At 69.4% G+C, this 18,448-nt stretch carries 21 protein-coding genes; 8 read left to right on the plus strand and 13 right to left on the minus strand.

All coding sequences use genetic code 11. From position 1 onward, the window contains the following. Positions 1–81 precede the first annotated feature (81 nt). From WFH23_RS02985 to argG, 3 genes are all read left to right on the plus strand, one after another. On the plus strand, positions 82–918 hold the full coding sequence (locus WFH23_RS02985) for an aldo/keto reductase (protein WP_090148021.1): 837 nt from the start codon (positions 82–84) through the stop codon (positions 916–918). A gap of 9 nt (positions 919–927) precedes the next feature. Beyond that, positions 928–1,926, plus strand: coding sequence for a malate dehydrogenase (locus WFH23_RS02990; protein WP_336661525.1), 999 nt, complete (start codon positions 928–930; stop codon positions 1,924–1,926). A gap of 117 nt (positions 1,927–2,043) precedes the next feature. Next, positions 2,044–3,465 carry an argininosuccinate synthase gene (gene argG, locus WFH23_RS02995; RefSeq protein ID WP_090148024.1) on the plus strand — a complete coding sequence of 474 codons (1,422 nt, stop codon included), beginning with the start codon at positions 2,044–2,046 and terminating at the stop codon, positions 3,463–3,465. Between the two features lie 265 nt (positions 3,466–3,730). On the opposite strand, the gene WFH23_RS03000 is transcribed toward argG, so the two are convergent. After that, positions 3,731–3,979 (minus strand): WhiB family transcriptional regulator, encoded by a 249-nt coding sequence (locus WFH23_RS03000; protein WP_010156721.1) that lies wholly within the window; start codon positions 3,977–3,979, stop codon positions 3,731–3,733. Between the two features lie 190 nt (positions 3,980–4,169). Between WFH23_RS03000 and WFH23_RS03005 the strand changes: the two genes are divergently transcribed. Then, positions 4,170–4,592, plus strand: a complete 423-nt coding sequence (locus tag WFH23_RS03005; protein ID WP_336661526.1) for a hypothetical protein — start codon at positions 4,170–4,172, stop codon at positions 4,590–4,592. 17 nt (positions 4,593–4,609) lie between these two features. Here the strand turns inward: WFH23_RS03005 and bcp are convergent, their stop codons facing one another. The 3 genes from bcp to aroA form a co-directional block, all read right to left on the minus strand. Continuing rightward, complete coding sequence (gene bcp / locus WFH23_RS03010) at positions 4,610–5,083, minus strand: thioredoxin-dependent thiol peroxidase (protein ID WP_090148026.1); 474 nt, start codon at positions 5,081–5,083, stop codon at positions 4,610–4,612. A 62-nt stretch (positions 5,084–5,145) separates the two neighbouring features. Next, on the minus strand, positions 5,146–6,204 hold the full coding sequence (rsgA, locus tag WFH23_RS03015) for a ribosome small subunit-dependent GTPase A (protein WP_090148029.1): 1,059 nt from the start codon (positions 6,202–6,204) through the stop codon (positions 5,146–5,148). Between the two features lie 4 nt (positions 6,205–6,208). Beyond that, complete coding sequence (gene aroA, locus WFH23_RS03020; protein WP_336661527.1) at positions 6,209–7,723, minus strand: 3-phosphoshikimate 1-carboxyvinyltransferase; 1,515 nt, start codon at positions 7,721–7,723, stop codon at positions 6,209–6,211. Positions 7,724–7,767: 44 nt separating this feature from the next. Between aroA and WFH23_RS03025 the strand changes: the two genes are divergently transcribed. Together WFH23_RS03025 and WFH23_RS03030 are read left to right on the plus strand one after the other, a co-directional pair. Continuing rightward, on the plus strand, positions 7,768–8,382 hold the full coding sequence (locus WFH23_RS03025; protein WP_090148034.1) for a sigma-70 family RNA polymerase sigma factor: 615 nt from the start codon (positions 7,768–7,770) through the stop codon (positions 8,380–8,382). Next, on the plus strand, positions 8,379–8,636 hold the full coding sequence (locus WFH23_RS03030; protein ID WP_090148037.1) for a zf-HC2 domain-containing protein: 258 nt from the start codon (positions 8,379–8,381) through the stop codon (positions 8,634–8,636). The genes WFH23_RS03025 and WFH23_RS03030 overlap by 4 nt, the downstream gene beginning before the upstream one ends. 3 nt (positions 8,637–8,639) lie before the next feature. On the opposite strand, the gene WFH23_RS03035 is transcribed toward WFH23_RS03030, so the two are convergent. The 8 genes from WFH23_RS03035 to WFH23_RS03070 all read right to left on the minus strand — a co-directional run bounded on the left by WFH23_RS03035 (position 8,640) and on the right by WFH23_RS03070 (position 14,921). Further along, entirely contained in the window at positions 8,640–9,590 is a 951-nt protein-coding gene (locus WFH23_RS03035; RefSeq protein WP_336661528.1) for an alpha/beta fold hydrolase, read from the minus strand. Between the two features lie 9 nt (positions 9,591–9,599). Beyond that, positions 9,600–9,962 carry a Fe-S oxidoreductase gene (locus tag WFH23_RS03040; RefSeq protein WP_336661529.1) on the minus strand — a complete coding sequence of 121 codons (363 nt, stop codon included), beginning with the start codon at positions 9,960–9,962 and terminating at the stop codon, positions 9,600–9,602. Next, positions 9,962–10,843, minus strand: a complete 882-nt coding sequence (locus WFH23_RS03045; RefSeq protein WP_336661530.1) for an arginase family protein — start codon at positions 10,841–10,843, stop codon at positions 9,962–9,964. The genes WFH23_RS03040 and WFH23_RS03045 overlap by 1 nt, the downstream gene beginning before the upstream one ends. Before the next feature lie 115 nt (positions 10,844–10,958). After that, entirely contained in the window at positions 10,959–11,795 is an 837-nt protein-coding gene (locus tag WFH23_RS03050; RefSeq protein WP_336661531.1) for a DUF3097 family protein, read from the minus strand. A 79-nt stretch (positions 11,796–11,874) separates the two neighbouring features. After that, positions 11,875–12,759: an LCP family glycopolymer transferase gene (locus WFH23_RS03055; RefSeq protein WP_090148065.1), complete on the minus strand. Its 885-nt coding sequence runs from the start codon at positions 12,757–12,759 to the stop codon at positions 11,875–11,877. A gap of 111 nt (positions 12,760–12,870) precedes the next feature. After that, positions 12,871–13,737: an LPXTG cell wall anchor domain-containing protein gene (locus tag WFH23_RS03060; RefSeq protein ID WP_336661532.1), complete on the minus strand. Its 867-nt coding sequence runs from the start codon at positions 13,735–13,737 to the stop codon at positions 12,871–12,873. Between the two features lie 317 nt (positions 13,738–14,054). Next, on the minus strand, positions 14,055–14,726 hold the full coding sequence (locus WFH23_RS03065; RefSeq protein WP_336661533.1) for a hypothetical protein: 672 nt from the start codon (positions 14,724–14,726) through the stop codon (positions 14,055–14,057). A gap of 33 nt (positions 14,727–14,759) precedes the next feature. After that, entirely contained in the window at positions 14,760–14,921 is a 162-nt protein-coding gene (locus WFH23_RS03070) for a hypothetical protein (RefSeq protein ID WP_336661534.1), read from the minus strand. 246 nt (positions 14,922–15,167) lie between these two features. Here WFH23_RS03070 and WFH23_RS03075 point away from each other — a divergent pair, with 246 nt between their 5' ends. Beyond that, positions 15,168–16,490: an MFS transporter gene (locus tag WFH23_RS03075; protein WP_336661535.1), complete on the plus strand. Its 1,323-nt coding sequence runs from the start codon at positions 15,168–15,170 to the stop codon at positions 16,488–16,490. A 38-nt stretch (positions 16,491–16,528) separates the two neighbouring features. Then, positions 16,529–17,674 (plus strand): enoyl-CoA hydratase/isomerase family protein, encoded by a 1,146-nt coding sequence (locus WFH23_RS03080; protein ID WP_336661536.1) that lies wholly within the window; start codon positions 16,529–16,531, stop codon positions 17,672–17,674. Here the strand turns inward: WFH23_RS03080 and WFH23_RS03085 are convergent. Next, positions 17,651–18,391, minus strand: a complete 741-nt coding sequence (locus tag WFH23_RS03085) for an alpha/beta fold hydrolase (protein WP_336661537.1) — start codon at positions 18,389–18,391, stop codon at positions 17,651–17,653. The two genes, WFH23_RS03080 and WFH23_RS03085, sit on opposite strands and share 24 nt — an antisense overlap. Between the last annotated feature and the right edge of the window lie 57 nt (positions 18,392–18,448).

Below are 18,448 nucleotides of genomic sequence, written 5' to 3' on the forward strand. Positions count from 1 at the left end.
AGTCGCCCGAGCGTAGACTGACGCCGACCGCGCCGATCGCTGGGTCGGCGGCTGTTCCGCGAGACCACTTGAAAGGGCACGATGTCTGCACTCCCGATCCCGAATGTCCCCCTCAACAACGGCACGTCGATCCCGCAGCTCGGCTCCGGCGTCTACCTCGTGAAACCCGGCGAGGCCGAGGACGTCGTCACCACGGCGCTCGAGGTCGGATACCGGCACATCGACACCGCCAGCCTCTACGGCAACGAGGCGGAGGTCGGCCGGGCGGTCGCGCGCAGCGGCCTCCCGCGCGACGAGGTCTTCGTCACCACCAAGCTCTGGAACACCGACCAGACACGCGCGGCGGACGCCTTCGCCGAGAGCCTCGACCGCCTCGCGCTCGATCGGGTCGACCTCTACCTCATCCACTGGCCCCAGCCGATGTTCGGAGAGGCGCTGGGCGCGTGGAGGGCGCTCATCGAGATCGCGGAGTCGGGCCGGGCTTCGGCGATCGGCGTCTCGAACTTCGAGATCTCCGATCTGCAGCAGCTCATCGATGAGACCGGCGTGGTGCCGGCGGTCAACCAGATCGAACTGCACCCCCTGCATCAGCGTCGCGAACTCGTCGAGTTCTGCAGGGAGCACGGCATCGCGATCGAGGCGTGGGCGCCGCTCGCGCAGGGCAAGTCGGACCTCTTCGAGCGGCCCGAACTGCTCGAGATCGCACGAGCCCACGGCAAGAGCCCGGCGCAGGTGGTGCTCCGCTGGCATGTGCAGCAGGGGCGCATCATCTTCCCGAAGACCGTGCGCCGGGAGCGCCTCATCGAGAACGCCGACCTGTTCGATTTCGAGCTCGATCCGTCGCAGATGGCGGCCATCGACGCCTACGAGGCCGGAACGAACTTCGGACCGGATCCGCGCACGTTCGACGGACGATAGGAGCACGACGTGACCCACGCACCCATCACCATCACGCTGACCGGCGCCGGCGGACAGATCGGTTACGCAGCCCTGTTCCGGATCGCGGCCGGCGACCTCCTCGGCCCGGATCAGCCCGTCGCGCTTCGACTGCTCGAGATTCCCCAGGGCATGCGCGCTGCAGAAGGCGCTGCGCTCGAGCTCGCCGACTGCGCGTTCCCGACGCTCGCGAGCGTCGAGATCACCGACGATGCGAATGTCGCGTTCGATGGCGCGAACGTCGCACTGCTCGTCGGGTCGCGCCCGCGCTCCGCCGGGATGGAGCGCGGAGATCTGCTCGCGGCGAACGGAGCGATCTTCGGGCCGCAGGGTCGGGCGATCAACGACCGCGCTGCCGACGACGTGCGCGTCGTCGTCGTTGGCAACCCGGCGAACACCAATGCGCTGATCGCCCAGCAGCACGCGCCCGATGTGCCGTCGGAGCGTTTCACCGCGCTCACCCGACTCGACCACAACCGCGCCGTTGGGCTGCTCGCCGCCGAGGCAGGCACCCCGGTCGCCGACATCTCGGGGGTCACCATCTGGGGCAACCACTCGGCGACCCAGTATCCCGACCTCAGCCACGCGACGGTTCGGGGGCGGCCGGCCCTCGACATCGTCGACGCCTCCTGGGCGCGCGGGCCCTACATCGAGCGCGTCGCGCAGCGCGGCGCCGAGATCATCGAGGTGCGCGGGGGATCCTCGGTCGCCTCGGCCGCCAATGCGGCCATCGAGCACACCCGCGACTGGCTTCTCGGCACCGGGGAGCGCTCGGCGGGGCACTGGACCAGCGCCGCAGTCGTGTCGCGCGGTGAATACGGAGTACCCGCGGGCCTGATCTCGTCATTCCCGGTGACCTCCGCAGGCGGAAACTGGAGCGTGGTCGAGGGGCTCGATATCGATGCGTTCTCGCGGGAGCGGATCGACGCATCGGTCGCGGAGCTCGCCGCCGAACGCGACGCGGTGCAGGAGCTCGGCCTGATCCCGTAGCCGAGCGCGGTCGCGGTCGCCGCCCGCGGCTGCAACGGCGCCCGTGATGCGTCGACCGGCGCGCCGCGCGCTCACCCGCGGAATTCGGAGGCTCGGAGGAGCCCTAGGATAGAGGGCATGTCCAAGGTTCTATCTTCCCTCCCCGTGGGCGAGCGCGTCGGCATCGCCTTCTCCGGAGGTCTCGACACCTCCTGCGCAGTCGCCTGGATGCGTGAAAAGGGCGCAGTGCCCTGCACGTACACCGCAGATATCGGTCAGTACGACGAACCCGATATCGATGGCGTCGCTGATCGAGCGAAAGAGTACGGCGCAGAGATCGCCCGTCACGTCGATGCGAAGCGCCCGCTCGTCGAAGAAGGATTCGTCGCACTGCAGACGGGCGCGTTCAACGTGCGCTCGGGCGGAAAGACCTACTTCAATACGACACCGCTCGGTCGCGCCGTCACCGGCACCCTGCTCGTTCGAGCCATGAAGGAAGACGGCGTCGACATCTGGGGCGATGGATCGACGTACAAGGGCAACGACATCGAGCGGTTCTACCGCTACGGGCTCATGGCGAACCCGGCGCTGCGCATCTACAAGCCGTGGCTCGATCACCAGTTCGTCGAAGAGCTCGGCGGGCGCCACGAGATGAGCGAGTGGCTCGTCGCCAACGGGTACCCCTACCGCGATGCGACCGAGAAGGCGTACTCGACCGATGCCAACATCTGGGGCGCGACCCACGAGGCGAAGAAGCTCGAGTTCCTCGACGCCGGCCTCGACATCGTCGAGCCGATCATGGGCGTCGCCGCCTGGCGCGACGACGTCGAGGTGGCGACCGAAGAGGTCTCCGTGCGCTTCGAGGCCGGTCGCCCGGTCGCGATCAACGGCGTCGTGTACGACGATCCGGTGGCCCTCGTGCTGGAGGCGAACGCGATCGGCGGTCGCCACGGTCTCGGCGTCTCCGACCAGATCGAGAACCGTATCATCGAGGCCAAGTCGCGCGGCATCTACGAGGCGCCCGGTATGGCGTTGCTGCACATCACGTACGAGCGGCTCGTCAACGCGATCCACAACGAGAACACGCTCGCCAGTTACCACACGGACGGTCGCAAGCTCGGACGTCTGATGTACGAGGGCCGCTGGCTCGACCCCGAGTCGCTCATGCTCCGCGAGGCACTGCAGCGGTGGGTCGGTTCTGCGATCACGGGCGAGGTCACGCTGCGGCTGCGCCGCGGCGACGACTACACGATCCTCAACACCGAGGGCGACAACCTGAGCTACCACCCCGAGAAGCTGTCGATGGAGCGCACGGTCGGTGCCGCGTTCGGCCCGGTCGACCGCATCGGGCAGCTCACGATGCGCAACCTCGACATCGCCGACTCGCGTCAGCGCCTCGAGCAGTACGCGCAGCTCGGGCTCGTCGGAGGCTCCATCGCGGAGCTCGTCGGTCAGCTCGAGCAGGGCGGCGCGGCTGAGATCGCGAACGCCGTCGGCGGCATCGATGAGGACGCGGACGAGCTCGGCCTGTCGGCGGCGTTCGACACCGGCACCGACTGAGTTCGCGCACCGCTGAGCTCCGAAGGGCCCATCCGAACGGATGGGCCCTTCGTGCGTGGGGCGCCATGCTCCTGCGGGGGATCCGGTGTGGAGCGGGTGCGTGCACGCCGCGTGCACCGCGTCACGCCGGATCGCGTGCGCGAACGAGAGTGAGCTGCCGGGTGGCCGGGGGAGTCGAGCTGCCCGAGCGGCGGCCACGACACGACACACAGAAACGGCCCGTCTCCTCCGAGGAGGGGACGGGCCGTTCGGCTCTGTGAGCTGCTCAGGAAGCGCGACGCGCGCGAGCCGCACGGCGCTTGAGCGCGCGGCGCTCGTCCTCGCTGAGGCCGCCCCACACGCCCGAATCCTGACCGGTGTCCATCGCGTACTGCAGGCACATCTCCGTCACGGTGCACCGAGCGCACACCGACTTCGCCCGTTCGATCTGCTCGACCGCAGGCCCCGTGTTGCCGACCGGGAAGAAAAGCTCCGGGTCTACGGTGAGGCAAGCTGCCTGTTCACGCCAATCCATGTGTCCTCCTCTGTAACGCACGCGCGCGAACAATCCGGAGACCGGATAGCCTAGAATTCGCGCCGTAACTACCTAATACGTGGCTGAGAATGCTCACGTCGGCGTGCGCGAAACTCGACGGGTTATATAGTTCCACGGAAATAGATGCAAATCAATAGGTAACCCGCAATTGACTGGAAAGCGAGCCGCAATGCCCCCGACATCTCCCGATCACCCTCGTTCACGTGCGGGGTGGGCGGTGCTCCGCGTGCTCCTGGTGCTCGAGAGCGCGCTGCTCGTCGGGGTGCTGATCTTCTCCGTCGCAGCGGCATTCGGCTCGGTCGGACCCGTGGCGCAGAACGTCAGCATCGTCGCCATGGCAGTCCTCGCCCTGGCCTGGGTGGCGATCACGGCTGTAGCGGCCCTGCGCGGGCGTCCGAGCTGGGTGCGCGGGTCGGCCCTCACCATCCACGTCCTGCTCTTCGCAGGGGGCACCGGCTGCTTGCAGCTCGGCATCGGCACCTGGCAGTTCGGCTTCGCCCTCGTCGCGTGCGCTCTCCTGGGGTTCATCGCGGCGGTGCTCGCGCGCCCTGACGAGCGCCCCGTCATCGACGAGGGCGCCTCCGGGGCGTAACAGGAGCCGCGTGCGGGTCAGACGTCGAGCAGCTTGCGCAGACGCGCGACGTGCCCGGTGGCCTTCACGTTGGTGAGCGCGTGGGCGATCCTGCCCTGCTCATCGATCACGAAGGTGGACCGGATGACGCCCTCGACGATGCGCCCGTAGTTGTTCTTCTCGCCGAACGCGCCGTATGCGCGGTGCACTGCGGCGTCCGGGTCGCTGAGGAGCGGGTATTCGAGTGCGTCGCGGTCGGCGAACCGGCGCAGTTTCTCCACCGAGTCGCGCGACACGCCGAGCACGTGATAGCCGGCGGCCTCGAGCGGCAGCGTCGAGTCGCGGAAGTCGCAGGCCTCAGTGGTGCACCCGGGGGTCATGGCCTCTGGGTAGAAGAAGAGGATGACCCGCTTGCCCTGGTACTGCGCCAGCGCACGGGTGTTGCCATCCTGGTCGAGGAGGGTGAAGTCGGGGGCCTCTTGGCCGGGCTCGAGCACTACGCGATCAGTCATACGGCCAGCCTATCGCTGCGCTCCCTCGGCATGCCCGGAGGGTGCGCAGCAGCGCACGCCGGCTACTTGAGCAGTCGGCGGAGCGATTCGACGCGTGCCGCTCCGGCGGCGTCGAGGCGGCCGTCCGCAATCGCGGCGTCCAGTTCGCAGTCGGGCGCATCGTCTTGGTGCGTGCACCCTCTCGGGCAGCCCTCGATGATCTCCGCCAGGTCCGTGAACCCGCGCAGCATCCCTTCGGTCGTGACGTGGCCGAGACCGAAGGAGCGCACTCCCGGGGTGTCGATCACCCACCCGGCGGCGCCGTTCGCGGCACCGGGGGTCGCAGCGCGCAGCGCGACCGAGGATGAGGACGTGTGGCGACCGCGGCCGGTGACCTCGTTGACGTGCCCGATGGCGCGCTCGGCCTCGGGTACGAGCGCGTTGATGAGGGTCGATTTGCCGACGCCGGAGTGCCCGACGAAGACCGTCGTGCGACCGGCGAGGGATTCCCGGATCTCCGCGAGCGGCCAGGCATCCGGTTCTGAGCGGAACACCGGCACTTCGAGTGCCGCGAAGTGCGAGAGGAACGGCTCCGGGTCTGCGAGATCGACCTTGGTGATGCAGATGAGCGGCGAGATGCCGGCGTCGTATGCGGCCACCAGGTAGCGATCGACGAGGCGCACCCTCGGCTCGGGGTTCGCTGCGGCGACGACGATGAGCATCTGGTCGGCGTTCGCGACCATCACCCGTTCGATCCGGTCGCTGTCGTCTGCGCTGCGTCGCAGCAGCGTGCGGCGGTCCTCCACGGCGACGATGCGCGACAGCGTGCCCGTATCGCCGCTCGTGTCGCCGACGAGGTGCACGCGGTCTCCAATGACGATCGGTGTGCGGCGCAGTTCCCGGGCGCGCGAGGCGAGAACCGTTCGCTCGCGCGGATCCTGCGGATCGGCGCCGGTCTCCACGAGCGCGGTGTAGCGCCCCCGGTCGACGGCCGTGATCATGCCCGTCACCGCGTCCGCGTGCTCCGGGCGCCGCTTCGTGCGCGGCCGGTTCGCCTTCGGATTGGGGCGCTGACGCACCTGGAGGTCGGCATACTCGGCGTACGGGTCGTCGGCGTCCTCGTCGGGGGTGAGCCAGCTCACGCGTTCACAGCCCCGCGATGAAGCCGCGAGCGGCCTGGCCGAGTGACGTGTCGTGCGCCGCGGCGTCGCCGCCCGAGGCGCCGAGCTCGAACGCGACGTCCACGCCGTCGCGCGAGGATTCGGCGAGCGCCTCGCGGGGTGCGACGGCGCGCGCCCAGAGCTCGGTGAATCGGGGCAGCGTCTTCGATGTGGACGCGATGTCTTCGATCTCGACTCCTGGGACGCGCAATCCGATGAGCGCTCCGGTCGTCGCCATGCGATGGTCGGCGTAACTGTGCCACACGCCGCCGTGCAACGGGGCGGGTCGTACCTCGATGCCGTCATCGAGCTCGACCGCGTCACCGCCGAGCGCATTGATCTCGGCGACGAGCGCCGCGATGCGATCGGTCTCGTGATGGCGGATGTGCCCGATGCCCGTGATGGTGCTCGCGGCACCGTCGGTGCCGTCGGTGCCGTGAGCGGCGAGCGCGGCGAGCCCGACGAGGGTCGGCGCGAGCTCGCCGGCCTCTGGCACGTGCAGCGAGACGCCCGAGATCGCCCCGGTCGCAGTGATGGTGAGATCTCCCGCGTCATCGAGGTGCGCCGCAGCGCCGAACTCGGGGAGCAATGTGCGGAGCGAATCTCCCACCTGCGTGGTGGAGCTCGGCCAGTTCGGCACCGTGATGCGACCACCGTTGACGAGCGCTGCGGCGAGGAAGGGGGCGGCGTTCGAGAGGTCCGGCTCGATGGTCACGTCGATGGCGCGAATCGCGCCCGGAGCGACGATCCACTCGCCGCCGGCGGGGGAGTCGACCCGCACGCCGCGCGCACGGAGGGTGGCGATCGTCATCTCGATGTGCGGGAGGCTCGGCAGGCGTTCGCCCGTGTGCACCACGTGCACGCCGTTCTCGAAGCGCGCTCCCGCCAGGAGCAGGGCGGAGACGAACTGGCTCGACAGCGAGGCGTCGAGCTCGACCCGCCCGCCCTGCAGTGACCCCGTGCCGTGCACCGTGAACGGCAGGGCGCCGCGGCCCTCGTCAGCGATGTCGGCCCCGAGCGCGCGCAGGGCGTCGAGCACGGGGCGCATGGGGCGCTTGCGCGCATACGGGTCGCCGTCGAATGCGACCGGTCCGAGCGCGAGCGCGGCGACCGCCGGCACGAACCGCATCACGGTACCCGCGAGACCGCATTCGATGGTCGTCGACCCGGTCAGCTCGGGCGCCGGGGTGACGCGAAGGTCGGGATCCGCCGACTCGCCGCGCGGGAGCGCCTCGATCTCCGTGCCGAGCGCGCGCAGCGCGTCGATCATGAGCGCCGCGTCTCGCGACTGGAGCGGAGCGTGGAGCGTGCTCGGTCCGTCGGCGAGCGCGGCGAGTACGAGCTCGCGCCCGGTGAGTGATTTCGAGCCAGGCAGGGGAACGGTCGCGTCGATCGCGCGCTCCGCTTGCGGCGCAGGCCACAGCGCCGCAGCCTCGCCGACGCCCTCGCCGGTGCCGGTCTCGTCGCCGTCTTTGCCCTGGTTCATCTTCGCGATCAGCATCGGGATCGAGTCTACCCGCAGCACTCGACAGTAGGATCGAGGGCGTGAGTGATACCGCAGCACAGGCGAAGCTGGAACAGCGCTTCACGTCGGAGGCGCTTCCGATGCTCGATCAGCTGTACGGCGCAGCGATGAAGATGACCCGGAATCCGCAGGACGCTCAGGATCTGGTGCAGGAGACGTTCCTCAAAGCGTTCTCGGCATTCGCCTCGTTCCAGGAGGGCACGAACCTCAAGGCGTGGTTGTACCGGATCATGACCAACAGCTACATCAACACGTACCGGAAGCGGCAGCGGGAGCCCTTCCTCGGCGCCGTGGACGAGCTCGAGGACTGGCAACTCGGAGGCGCCGAATCGACGACGGCGATGTCGTCGCAATCGGCCGAGGCCGAGGCGATCGACCGCACGCCCGATTCGGTGGTCACCTCGGCGCTGAATGCGCTTCCCGAGGACTTCCGCATCGCGGTGTACCTGGCGGACGTCGAGGGGTTCAGCTATCAGGAGATCGCCGATATCGCCGAGGTGCCGATCGGAACGGTGATGAGCCGCCTGCATCGCGGCCGGGCCCGATTGCGCAAGGCGCTCGGGGAATACGCGAACGAGCAGGGCGTTGGACTCAATGCGGGAAAGAAACCGACCAAGAAGGGAGCAGCGCGATGAATGAGTGCGAGCAGGCCAAGGCGAATGTCTACGAGCTGCTCCGAGGCGAGCTCTGCGCCGAGGAATCAGCGCCGATCCGGGCGCACATCGCGGCGTGCCCGTCGTGCCAGGACGAGCGGAACGCGTGCGAGAAGCTCACGAATGTCGTGAAGCGGGCGTGCGAGGAGGAGCGGGACAGCAACTGCCCGCCGGTCGACCTGCGAGAGGCCATTCTCCGCAGTCTGCGCGCAGAGGATCGCGGACTCGTCGGCTGACCGTCAGGTCGCTGCATCGCTCCGCTTCGCATGCAGGCCGTCGAGCACCTCGGCGAGCCGCAGCGGTGCGGCCTCGTGCAGGTTGTGCGATCCGTGGATGGTGACGACCGCGCTGCTCGGGAGTCGATCCTCCCACTCCGCGATGTGCTGCCGCGACAGGATGCCCGCGTCCGCCGCGATGAGCGCCACCGGAACATCGAGCGACCGGAGTCGTTCGAGGGCGCCCCAGATGGGCGCATACGGTTGCGCTTCCTCGCCGTCGGCCGTGCGCGGCGCCGGCTCCAGGTGCGCCAGGTGGTGCGCCCACTCGAGACGTCCGTCGGGGCGGAGCCGGGTGTTGAGCGCGATGCCGCGCTCAAGCGCAGCGCGCTCGTGGCCGATGCCGAATCGCTGGGCGCGCTGCACGATCTCATCGATGCTGCTGAAATCGCGCTGACCCTGAATGAACTCGCGCACCGAACCGGTGTCTCGAGCGGGTGAAACGCCAGGGGTGATGTCGACGAGAATGACGCGTCGCACGAGGTCGGGCCGCATCGCAGCGATGAGCGCGGCGGTCAACCCGCCGAGGGAGTGGCCGAGCAGGGTGACGGGCCGCCGGGCGACGCGCTCGAGCACGTCGACGACGTCTGCGGCCAGCGCATCGGGCCGATAGTCGCCGTCGCTGCGCCAATCGCTTCGCCCGTGCCCGGGAAGGTCGAGGGCCAGCGCCGGTCGTCCGAGGGCGAGGAGCGTCGGATCGAAGCTGTGCGCGTTCAGGCCCGCGCCGTGCAGTGCGACGATCTCCGGCGGAAGCCCACCGTCGAAGGCCAAGCCGCTGACGGCGCGGTGATCCGCGACGTCGGCCGCGATCCGCGCGACCGCGGGAAGCGGCCCTGCGCGTCCGACCCGCCGAGCGTCGAAGTCAAGGAAGCGGAACTCGTCGTCGGACGCCGGAGGCGCTGCCGCTGCAGTCATCCGGCCAGTCTACGGAGTGCGAACGTACCCTCCGTCGCGCAGACCCGCCTCGATCTCGAACCGATTGCGCAGAGGATCACGGCCGGCGAGCGCGTAGAGCACTGGCAGCGCCATCCCGTAGTGCCGCCACTGCGCGCAGTGCACGCGCTCATGGCGCAGCACGCGCGCCGAGACGTTCTGGTTCGTCAGGTAGCACGCTCCGACGCAGCTCCCACCGCGTCCGAAGGTCCAGCGGGGCATACCGCGAAACACCCACAGGCCGTCGTGGCGCTCGATGCGGCCGCGACTCCAGATCGCGCCCCACACGAATCCGACGCAGGTCGCATATGCGTATCCCAGGCGAGCGAACGGCCAGGGGCGACCCGCCGGCATCACGCCGCGCCCGCCTGTGCCGGTCGTGATCCGGTGCCAGAGGTGAGCGCGGCGAGCGTGCGCAGCACCGTCGGCAGGTCCTCGGCCGCTCGATGACTGTCCGCCGGCGCGAATTCGCAGATCGCGGCGCCGGCGAGCGGCACCTCGGCGACGGCCGCGCGAATGGCGTCCGTGAGTTGCGCGACGGAGAGCCCGAATGGGACCGGGGAGTGCACCGAACCGAACTCGGCAGGGTCGAGCACGTCGAGATCCACGTGGACGTACACTCCGTCGGCTCCCGCGATGCGCTCGAGGATCGCGGAGCGCAGCGAGTCGGCACCCGTCTCAGCGGCGTCTGCGTGCAGCACTGCGATCCCGAGACGCTCCAGCTCGTCCGCCTCCTCCGGGTCGAGCGCCCGCGCTCCGATGAGGGTGACGTCGTCGGCAGCGATCGTGGGCGCTGCGACCAGGTCGGGGGAGCCGTCGCCGAGCGCGTGCCGCAGGGTCATTCCCGATGCGCTTCCCGACGGCGACGTACTGGGATGCTGCAGATCGGCGTGAGCGTCGAACCACAGTACGGCGAGCCGGTCGACGGAGCGCGCCGCCGCTTCGAGCCCCGGCAGAGAGGTCGCGCAGTCGCCGCCCACAATGATCGGGGCTCGCCCATCGGCGAGTGCCGGCTCGATGGCCGTGCGAGCCGCCTCGCGGGCTCGCACGAGGCTGCTGAGCCTGGCCACGGGCGTGCCCATCGCATCACCGGCTTCGAGAGGCACGGGCACCTCGCGCAGCGCGGAAGCCGGCAGATCCTCGCGGAGGAGATCGGCGCCCTCCGCGAGCTGCATCGCCCGAGCAGAGGGCGATCCCTGCCACTGAGGCATCAGAAAGAACATTGGGTGTGCCACGGCGCCCTCCTCGCAGGTTCACTGCTTCGACTGCTGCTCAGGATACGCCCGCGGCTCGGAGGGGTGCCCGAGTTCCGCGGTGCGAGAACATCGTGCAGCGGTGACTGAGAGGCGATCAGTCGACCGTCACGAAGTCGATCAGGTGCTCGACGCGCCCGACGAGCTCGGGTTCGAGGTCGCGGAAATCGCGCACGCGCGATCTGATGCGCGACCAGGCGTCAGCGATGTCCGCCTGCTCCTCGCTCGGCCAGCCGAGAGCGCGGCAGATGCCGGTTTTCCACTCGATGCTGCGTGGAATCGTCGGCCATTCCTGCAGGCCGACCCGGGCGGGCTTCACGGCCTGCCAGATATCTACGAAGGGGTGCCCAACGATGAGGACATGGTTGCCGTGGGGCCCGCGTGCGATGGTGTCGGCGATTCTGGTTTCTTTGCTGCCGCGAACGAGATGGTCGAGGAGCACCCCGGCGCGGCGATCGGGGCCGGGAGCGAAGTCCGCGAGCACCTGCTCGAGATTGTCAGCGCCCTGCAGCAGTTCGACGACGACGCCTTCGACGCGCAAGTCGTCGCCCCACACCTGCTCGACGAGCTCGGCATCGTGCTTGCCTTCGACGAAGATGCGACTGGGCATCGCCACCCGCGCTCGCTGCTGAGGCGCCGCGAAGGAGCCCGACGCTGTGCGCTTGCGCGTGCCGGCCGGCGCCGTCGGCCGCACCAGGCGCACCGGCTTGCCGTCGACCAGGAACCCGTCGGCGAGGGGGAAGGCTCGAACCTTGCCCCGGAAGTCTTCGAGCTGCACGAGCCCGTCGCGCGCACCGACGACGGCTCCGCACCACTCGGACTCGGTGTGCTCGAGCACGAGTCCTTTCGCGAGCGGCACGTCGCGCCGCTCAACGGGACCGCGCCGCGGCTTCATGCGCGCCACGGGGTCGAGATCGTATCGGTCGTCGAACATGCGATCGAGCTTATCGCTGTCGACCGAGGCCACGCGTGTGAGAGGACCGTCGAATCGCAGCGCTCTGCACCCTGCCCCGTCAGTCGAGCGAGCAGTCCGTGCGGAAGCCCGCGTCCGTGAGGACGGACGCGCTCTGCTCATTCATCTGCAGCGCTCGACCGTCACCGATCTTCTCTGCAGGCAATTCGCGGATGTCGAGTTCCGCGCGCGCCAGACGTCCGAGCTCGAAGGGATGCAGGCCGCCGCCGAGGCTCAGGGATGCGCTGCCCGACCACACGGCGCGCGTCAACGAGGCGACGTCGGCGTCGCTGAGGGCAGAGCGCACGCCGTCGAGCACACGGGCCGACCAGAGCGCGCGCTGCCGCGCGCCCTCGCTCTCGGAGACGCTCACCCACGCTCCGTCGACGAACTGCTCGCCGTGACGCGAACGCACGAGCCCGAGCGCGGTCGCCCCGTCGACCCGCTGGGTGCCGGCGGTGTCGATGCTGAGTTCGGCTGCGGGATCGCGCAGCGGGTACTCGATGTCCACCTCGATGCCGCCGAGCGCGTCGATCGCCTCGACGAAACCCGATCCGTCGATCGAGACGTACCGGTCGACTGCGACACCGGTCGTGCTGCACACGCTCTCCATCAGCACATCCGGCCCGTCGAGGAGCGCGAGTGCGATGGAGCCGAAGTACCCGTCCGTCGAGAGCAGATCTCTCGGAAGCGATACCGCTGATGCGGTGCCGTCGGCGCCGAGTCGCACGAGCACGAGGGCGTCGGCGCGCGCCTGACCGTCCGGCGTGTCGCGCTGGATGTCGGTCGCCGCCCGCTCGATACCCGAGTCGGCGCCGACGAAGAGATACACCGTGTCGCCCGAACTCTTCCGTTGCGCCTGGTGCTCGCTGTCGAGTTGCGGCATCGTGACCGCATCGATGCGCGTCGCGATCACCGCGGCTGCAGCGCCCAGCGCCAGCACCACGACGAGCGCGATGACTGCGGCGATGCGCGCGGCGCGGCGAAACGCCCCCGATCGCGGACGGGAATGTCCGTCCGGATCGGGGGCGTTTCGCGATGCAGTGCTCTTCAGTTGTTACTCCGCAGCGCGTGCCTTGCGGCGACCCAGTGCGACAGCGCCGGCGCCGAGTGCGAGGGCTGCGACGCCACCGGCGATCGCGAACGGTGCGAGGTTCTCGCCACCGGTGTTCGCGAGCTTCGCACCCGGGGTGTAGCCGACCGGCTGGGCGGGAGGCGTCACGCCGCCGCCGACGTTCCCCGGATCGGCGGGTGCGCCGGGAGCTACGGTGCCGTCGGTCACGGCCAGCGGGGCCGCGAACTCGGTGCCACTGGTCTCGCCGACGAAGACGACGTCGTACGCGCCGTATGCGAGCGTGTTTCCGAGGGTGATGTCTCCGACGATCTCGCCGACCTCGTTCGCCGCGACGGTGCCGAGCGACTCGATGACCGCGCCGTTCTGGCGGAACTCGACGCGCACGTTCTCAGCGGGCGCGAAACCGGCGCCGCTGAACCCGAACGACTCGAAGTGCTGAGCCTCTGCGACGTCGAGCGTCACGCCGGCTTCGGCGCTGACGAGCAGATCGGAGGAGGCGTAGGCGAACTGGTCGACGTAGAGGTTGCAGTACGCCGCAACTTCGTAGACGCCGCTCTCGGCGGGTGAGGCGATCGTCGCGCTCCAGGTGCCGTCGGCGTTCGCGATCCCGGTCTGCACGACGGGGTTCTCGACATCGTCGGTCGCGAGCACTGCCGCGAACTCGCCCGGGGTGCCGCCGGGGTTGATGCAATCGGCGCCGGTGACGGTGAACGACTCTGCACCGAGCGTGATCTGCGGCGTCAGGGTGATGGGGTCGCCTTCGGCAGCGCTTGCAGCGCTTCCGCCGAACGTCAGCGCGGCGATTGCGCCGATCGCCGCTGCGCCGGCGAGCTTCTTCGAGAACTTCATGTTGCCTCCGAGGTAATGGGGTGATGATGTTTCGCGACTACGGCAATACGAGGGTGTTGCTCCCGGCACCGCTCCCGTGCATATCCGGCAAACACGTCACCGTTGATGCGCAGTTGTTCGCCACAGCAGGTGCACTGGAGCGTCAGCCTAGGTCAACGGTAGACGGCGGCTACATATTGAGCAAGCACTCAGGCTCACTTTCTGTCGCGTCGGCACATCTCTTCGGAGGCCGGGCGAGCGCCCCGGACAGAACGGGTGGTCTGCCCGGGGCGACCGCGCCGCGGGCGCTGCGCTGCGTGCGCAGTGCCCGCAGTCGGTCAGGCGGAAGCGCGCGCCTTGCGGCGGCCGAGCGCGACTGCGCCAGCACCGAGCGCCAGCGCAGCGGCGCCACCCGCGATCGCGAGTGGAGCGAGGTTCTCGCCACCGGTCGTGGCGAGCGAGCCCTTCGCACCGGTGGCGGCCGGGTCGATGTTCGCGGCGGGGGTAGCGTTGTTCGTGTCGGCCGTCGAAGCGACGGGATCATCGCTGCTCGTGCCGTCGCTCGTGATCGTCAGCGGCGCGGAGTACTCCGCGCCGCTCGTCTCACCGACGAAGACGACGTCGTACGCGCCAGCCGCGAGGGTGTTGCCGAGCCTCACCCATCCCTCGAACTCGCCGACCGCGTTCACAGCTCCGAGGCTCGAGGAATCCATGACCACCCCGTTCTGGCGGAACTCGATACGCACGTTCTCCTTCGGCGTGTAACCGGCACCCGAGAAGTCGATGTACTGGAAGTGCTTCGCTTCGGCCACCTCCAGCTGAACGCCCGCTGCCTTGCTCACGAGTGCTTCGTTCGCCGCGTAGTAGAACTTCTCGGCGTACTGATCGCACTCCGCGTAGACGGGGTACACGCCGCTCTCCGCGGGTGAAGCGATGGTCGTCGTCCAGGTGCCGTCAGCGTTCGCCGTACCGGCCTCAGCGACCTGAGTCGAGCCGACCGTGACGCGCACGGCGAACTCACCGGGAGTGCCGTCGGGGCTGACTCAGTCGGCGCCCGATACCGTGAACGACTCCGCGCCCAGCGTGATCTGCGGCGTCAGGGTGACCGGGTCGCCCTGAGCGGCATTCGCGGCCGTGCCGCCGAACGTGAGGACGGCGACGGCGCCGATCGCCGCAGCACCGGCGAGCTTCTTGCTGAACTTCATAGTTACTCCAGGGGGTTCGTTTGCAAACAATGCGACATCCGCACGCGCGTGCTGATCGCACCACCCGATGCCCTCCCGCAGGTTCTCGTGTCGCAACACGTCGCCCGCGAGAAGGAACTCCCCTAGAAGATCGGCAGCTCAAAGCTTCTGCCACGATGGACTTTAGACCACGTAAGAAAATTCGGCAAACCGTCGACCGGCGGCGGGCGCGCGGTCGTGGCCGGGCGCTCGCGATAGATTGGGGCGGTGACACCCGAGGCCGGCGACCGACGCACCCGATTGCGCTCGCTGCTCGTCGATACCACTCCGCTCCGCGCGAGCCCCGCGTTCGCGAAGCTCTGGACGGGCACGTCGATCGCGCAGATCGGTGCGCAGGTGACGATCGTAGCGGTGGGGCTGCACATCTTCGAGCTCACGCAGTCCACGCTCGCCGTATCCCTCGTCGCGCTGTGGGCCCTCGGGCCCATGATCGTGGCCGGATTCGTGGGCGGTGCGCTCGCCGATGTGTTCGATCGACGGCTCGTCGCCCTGGTCACCGCCATCGCGGCTTGGGCCAGTATCTGCGCGATGACCGTGATCGCGTTCCTCGACGTGCAGGCCACGTGGCCCTACTACGCACTCGCCGCGGTCAACGCGGCTTCTGCCACCATCATGGGGGCGACGCGCGGTGCGATCCTGCCGCGCCTGCTGCCTCCGCAGCTCCTGCCTGCCGCCGCCGCGTTGAGCGGAATCACGATGGGCCTCGCCATCACCGTCGGCCCGGCAGTCGCCGGCGTGCTCGTCGCGAGCATCGGGGTGCCGTGGACGTATCTGCTCGACGCCGTGCTGTTCACCGGCGCCTTCGTCGGTATTCTCAGCCTGCCCCGCATGGCGCCGGACGGCGCTCGCAGCGCTCCGGGCCTCGGCGGGGTGCTCGAGAGCCTGAAGTTCCTGAGGCGAGCGCCCAATGTGCGTGCGACCTTCATCTGGGATCTCGTCGCGATGATCTTCGGCACCCCGCGCGTCGTCTTCCCCGCAGCCGGGGCCCTCGTGCTCGGCGGCGGTCCGGTGACCGTGGGGGCGCTCACCGCGTCGTTCGCCGCGGGAGCGCTCCTGAGCGGCCTCCTCTCCGGGCCGCTCGGCGCCGTGAGGCGGCAGGGACGCGCGGTGACGCTCGCCATCGCCGCCTTCGGGGCGTGCACCGCGAGCTTCGGTCTCGTGCTGCTCATCACGGCGTCGACCTCGGGCATCTCCGAGCGCAGCGACGACCCGATCATCCCTGCCATCGTGCTCGCCGGCGTGGCCCTCGCGGGCACCGGTGCCGCCGACAACGTCAGCGCCGTGTTCCGCACCACCATTCTCCAGACGGCAGCCCCCGATGACGTTCGCGGGCGCATGCAGGGCATCTTCTACGTCGTGGTCGCCGGCGGCCCGAGAGTCGGCGATCTGCTCGCGGGCGCCGTCGCAACGCTCGTCGCGCTCTGGGCGCCCGCCCTCCTCGGAGGCATCGTGATCCTCGGCGTCATGCTGGTGCTGCTCCGCACGGCGTCCGGATTCCAGCGATACGACGCGCGCCATCCCACCCCCTGAGCCGGTGGCCGGGGGTGGGGCGGTGATACGGTGCTGGAATGAGTGCCGCACCGCAGTCGCATCCGTTCGATTCCGATGAAACACCGCTCGTGCTCGTGCGTCGTGACGGCGCGATCACGCATCTCACGCTGAATCGGCCGCGAGCGATCAACGCCCTGAACAGCGACATGTTCGCGCGGCTCGCGGCGGCGGTCTCAGCGGCGCAGCACGACGGCTCGCAGGCGATCCTGCTCGACGGGGCCGGTGATCGCGGGTTCTGCGGTGGAGGAGACGTCAAGGAACTGTCGCAGGGCTCCGCTCGCACGATCCTCGCGAACGAGTACCGGCTCGACTACGCGATCAGCACCTCAGCAACCCCGGTCGTGGGAATCATGGACGGCATCACCATGGGCGGCGGGATCGGACTGACCGGGCACGCTGCGATCCGCGTCGTGACCGAGCGCAGCCGCCTGGCGATGCCCGAAGCGCGGATCGGCATCGTGCCGGATGTCGGAGGCCACCTCCTGCTCGCCGCGGCCCCGGAGCGGCTCGGCGAGATGCTCGCCGTCTCGGCGGGAGACATGGCGGCGGGCGACGCGATCGCCCTCGGGTTCGCGGACGTCTTCGTGCCTGCGGAGCGGCTGCCGCAGCTGCAGGCGGCGCTCGCCGCAGGGGCCGATCCGCACGCCGCCGTGGACGGCGTGGCGGAGCCAGCACCGGCCTCGGCGATCCTCGACGCCCGCGACTGGTGGTCACCCATCGCGGCGTCAGTGTTCGGAGCCCAAGAACCGCCGGCGTCCGAGGATCCGGCAGGAGCCGCGCTCCGCCTGATCCGGGCACTCGAAGCGAGCGACGACGCCGATGCGGGACGCCTCGCCGCTGTCGTTCGCACGATGAGTCCCACATCGGTCGCGGTCACGCTCGCTCAGCTCGACCGGACCAGGCGGCGCGCGCTCTCGCTCGCTGACGTGCTGGCCGACGACCTGCGAACCCTCGGAAGGCTCGCCGCGCTGCCCGATTTCGCGGAGGGCGTGCGGGCGCAGGTCATCGACAAGGATCGCAACCCGCAATGGTCGCCGGCCCGGATCGAGGATCTCGACGACGCTGTGCTCGCTCGGATCCTCGACCCCGAGGCGCACGCAGACGAGCAACCGCTCGACCTGGAGGTGCGCCGGCCTCGTTCAGCTGACGCGGGACGCGGCTGACCGGATCGCCACGGCAAGATCCCGCGGCCGGCTCCACATCGGCCAGTGCCCGGTCGGAAGGTCGACGACGTCGCAGTGCTCCAGCGCCGCGACCTCCGCGAACATGGCGTTGCCCCCGCGGGCAAGTTCGAGCACCTGCGCGCCCGAGATCGAGCAGCAGATCAGCGTCGTCGGGATCTTGCGACGGTCGTCGTTCACGAGCACGACGGGTTGGCGGAGCACGGTGCCGGGTTGGGGGACAGCACGGTCGCGGAACCGCGCGAGCACGTCAGCGCTCAAGCCGGCGATACTCGCCTGCTCTGCAAGAACCTCGAAGGGCGGGAGCGGAAGCTCCTGCACCTCAGCGGGGAGTCCGGGAGCGAAGATGCTTCCCGGTGCCACCGGCCCCGAATCGACCCAGACGACCCGGCGAATCAACTCGGGATCGTGGTCGAGAACGAGACTCACGGGAGCATTCGCGCCGCTGTGAGCGACGATCACCACCGGATGCTCCCGGGAACCTCCGAGCTCTGCGATCACCCTTCGGATCGCCTCGACCTGATCGTCGAGCGTCGCCTCTGTCCGTCCGGGGTCACCGGCTTCGAGGCCTGGGAGCGTGATCGCGGCGACGAGCGAATCGTCGGTGCCGAGGTGCGCGCGGACGTCGTCCCAGGCCCAGGCGCCGAGCCAGTGGCCGGCGATGAGAATGATGGTCGGAGTGCTTGCATGAGATGTCATGCGATCAGTCTCGACCCCGCGCTGGGCAACAGTGTGTCACTATTTGTGTCATGAATC

The organism is Leucobacter sp. USHLN154, assembly GCF_037145595.1.
GTDB classification, from domain to species: Bacteria; Actinomycetota; Actinomycetes; order Actinomycetales; family Microbacteriaceae; genus Leucobacter; species Leucobacter alluvii.

Coding starts and splice junctions, on each gene's coding strand:
- WFH23_RS02985 (WP_090148021.1), top strand. CDS start 82: ATGTCTGCACTCCCGATCCCGAATGTCCCCCTCAACAACGGCACGTCG.
- argG (WP_090148024.1), top strand. CDS start 2,044: ATGTCCAAGGTTCTATCTTCCCTCCCCGTGGGCGAGCGCGTCGGCATC.
- WFH23_RS03000 (WP_010156721.1), bottom strand. CDS start 3,979: ATGGATTGGCGTGAACAGGCAGCTTGCCTCACCGTAGACCCGGAGCTT.
- WFH23_RS03005 (WP_336661526.1), top strand. CDS start 4,170: ATGCCCCCGACATCTCCCGATCACCCTCGTTCACGTGCGGGGTGGGCG.
- bcp (WP_090148026.1), bottom strand. CDS start 5,083: ATGACTGATCGCGTAGTGCTCGAGCCCGGCCAAGAGGCCCCCGACTTC.
- aroA (WP_336661527.1), bottom strand. CDS start 7,723: ATGCTGATCGCGAAGATGAACCAGGGCAAAGACGGCGACGAGACCGGC.
- WFH23_RS03030 (WP_090148037.1), top strand. CDS start 8,379: ATGAATGAGTGCGAGCAGGCCAAGGCGAATGTCTACGAGCTGCTCCGA.
- WFH23_RS03035 (WP_336661528.1), bottom strand. CDS start 9,590: ATGACTGCAGCGGCAGCGCCTCCGGCGTCCGACGACGAGTTCCGCTTC.
- WFH23_RS03040 (WP_336661529.1), bottom strand. CDS start 9,962: ATGCCGGCGGGTCGCCCCTGGCCGTTCGCTCGCCTGGGATACGCATAT.
- WFH23_RS03050 (WP_336661531.1), bottom strand. CDS start 11,795: ATGTTCGACGACCGATACGATCTCGACCCCGTGGCGCGCATGAAGCCG.
- WFH23_RS03060 (WP_336661532.1), bottom strand. CDS start 13,737: ATGAAGTTCTCGAAGAAGCTCGCCGGCGCAGCGGCGATCGGCGCAATC.
- WFH23_RS03070 (WP_336661534.1), bottom strand. CDS start 14,921: ATGAAGTTCAGCAAGAAGCTCGCCGGTGCTGCGGCGATCGGCGCCGTC.
- WFH23_RS03080 (WP_336661536.1), top strand. CDS start 16,529: ATGAGTGCCGCACCGCAGTCGCATCCGTTCGATTCCGATGAAACACCG.
- WFH23_RS03085 (WP_336661537.1), bottom strand. CDS start 18,391: ATGACATCTCATGCAAGCACTCCGACCATCATTCTCATCGCCGGCCAC.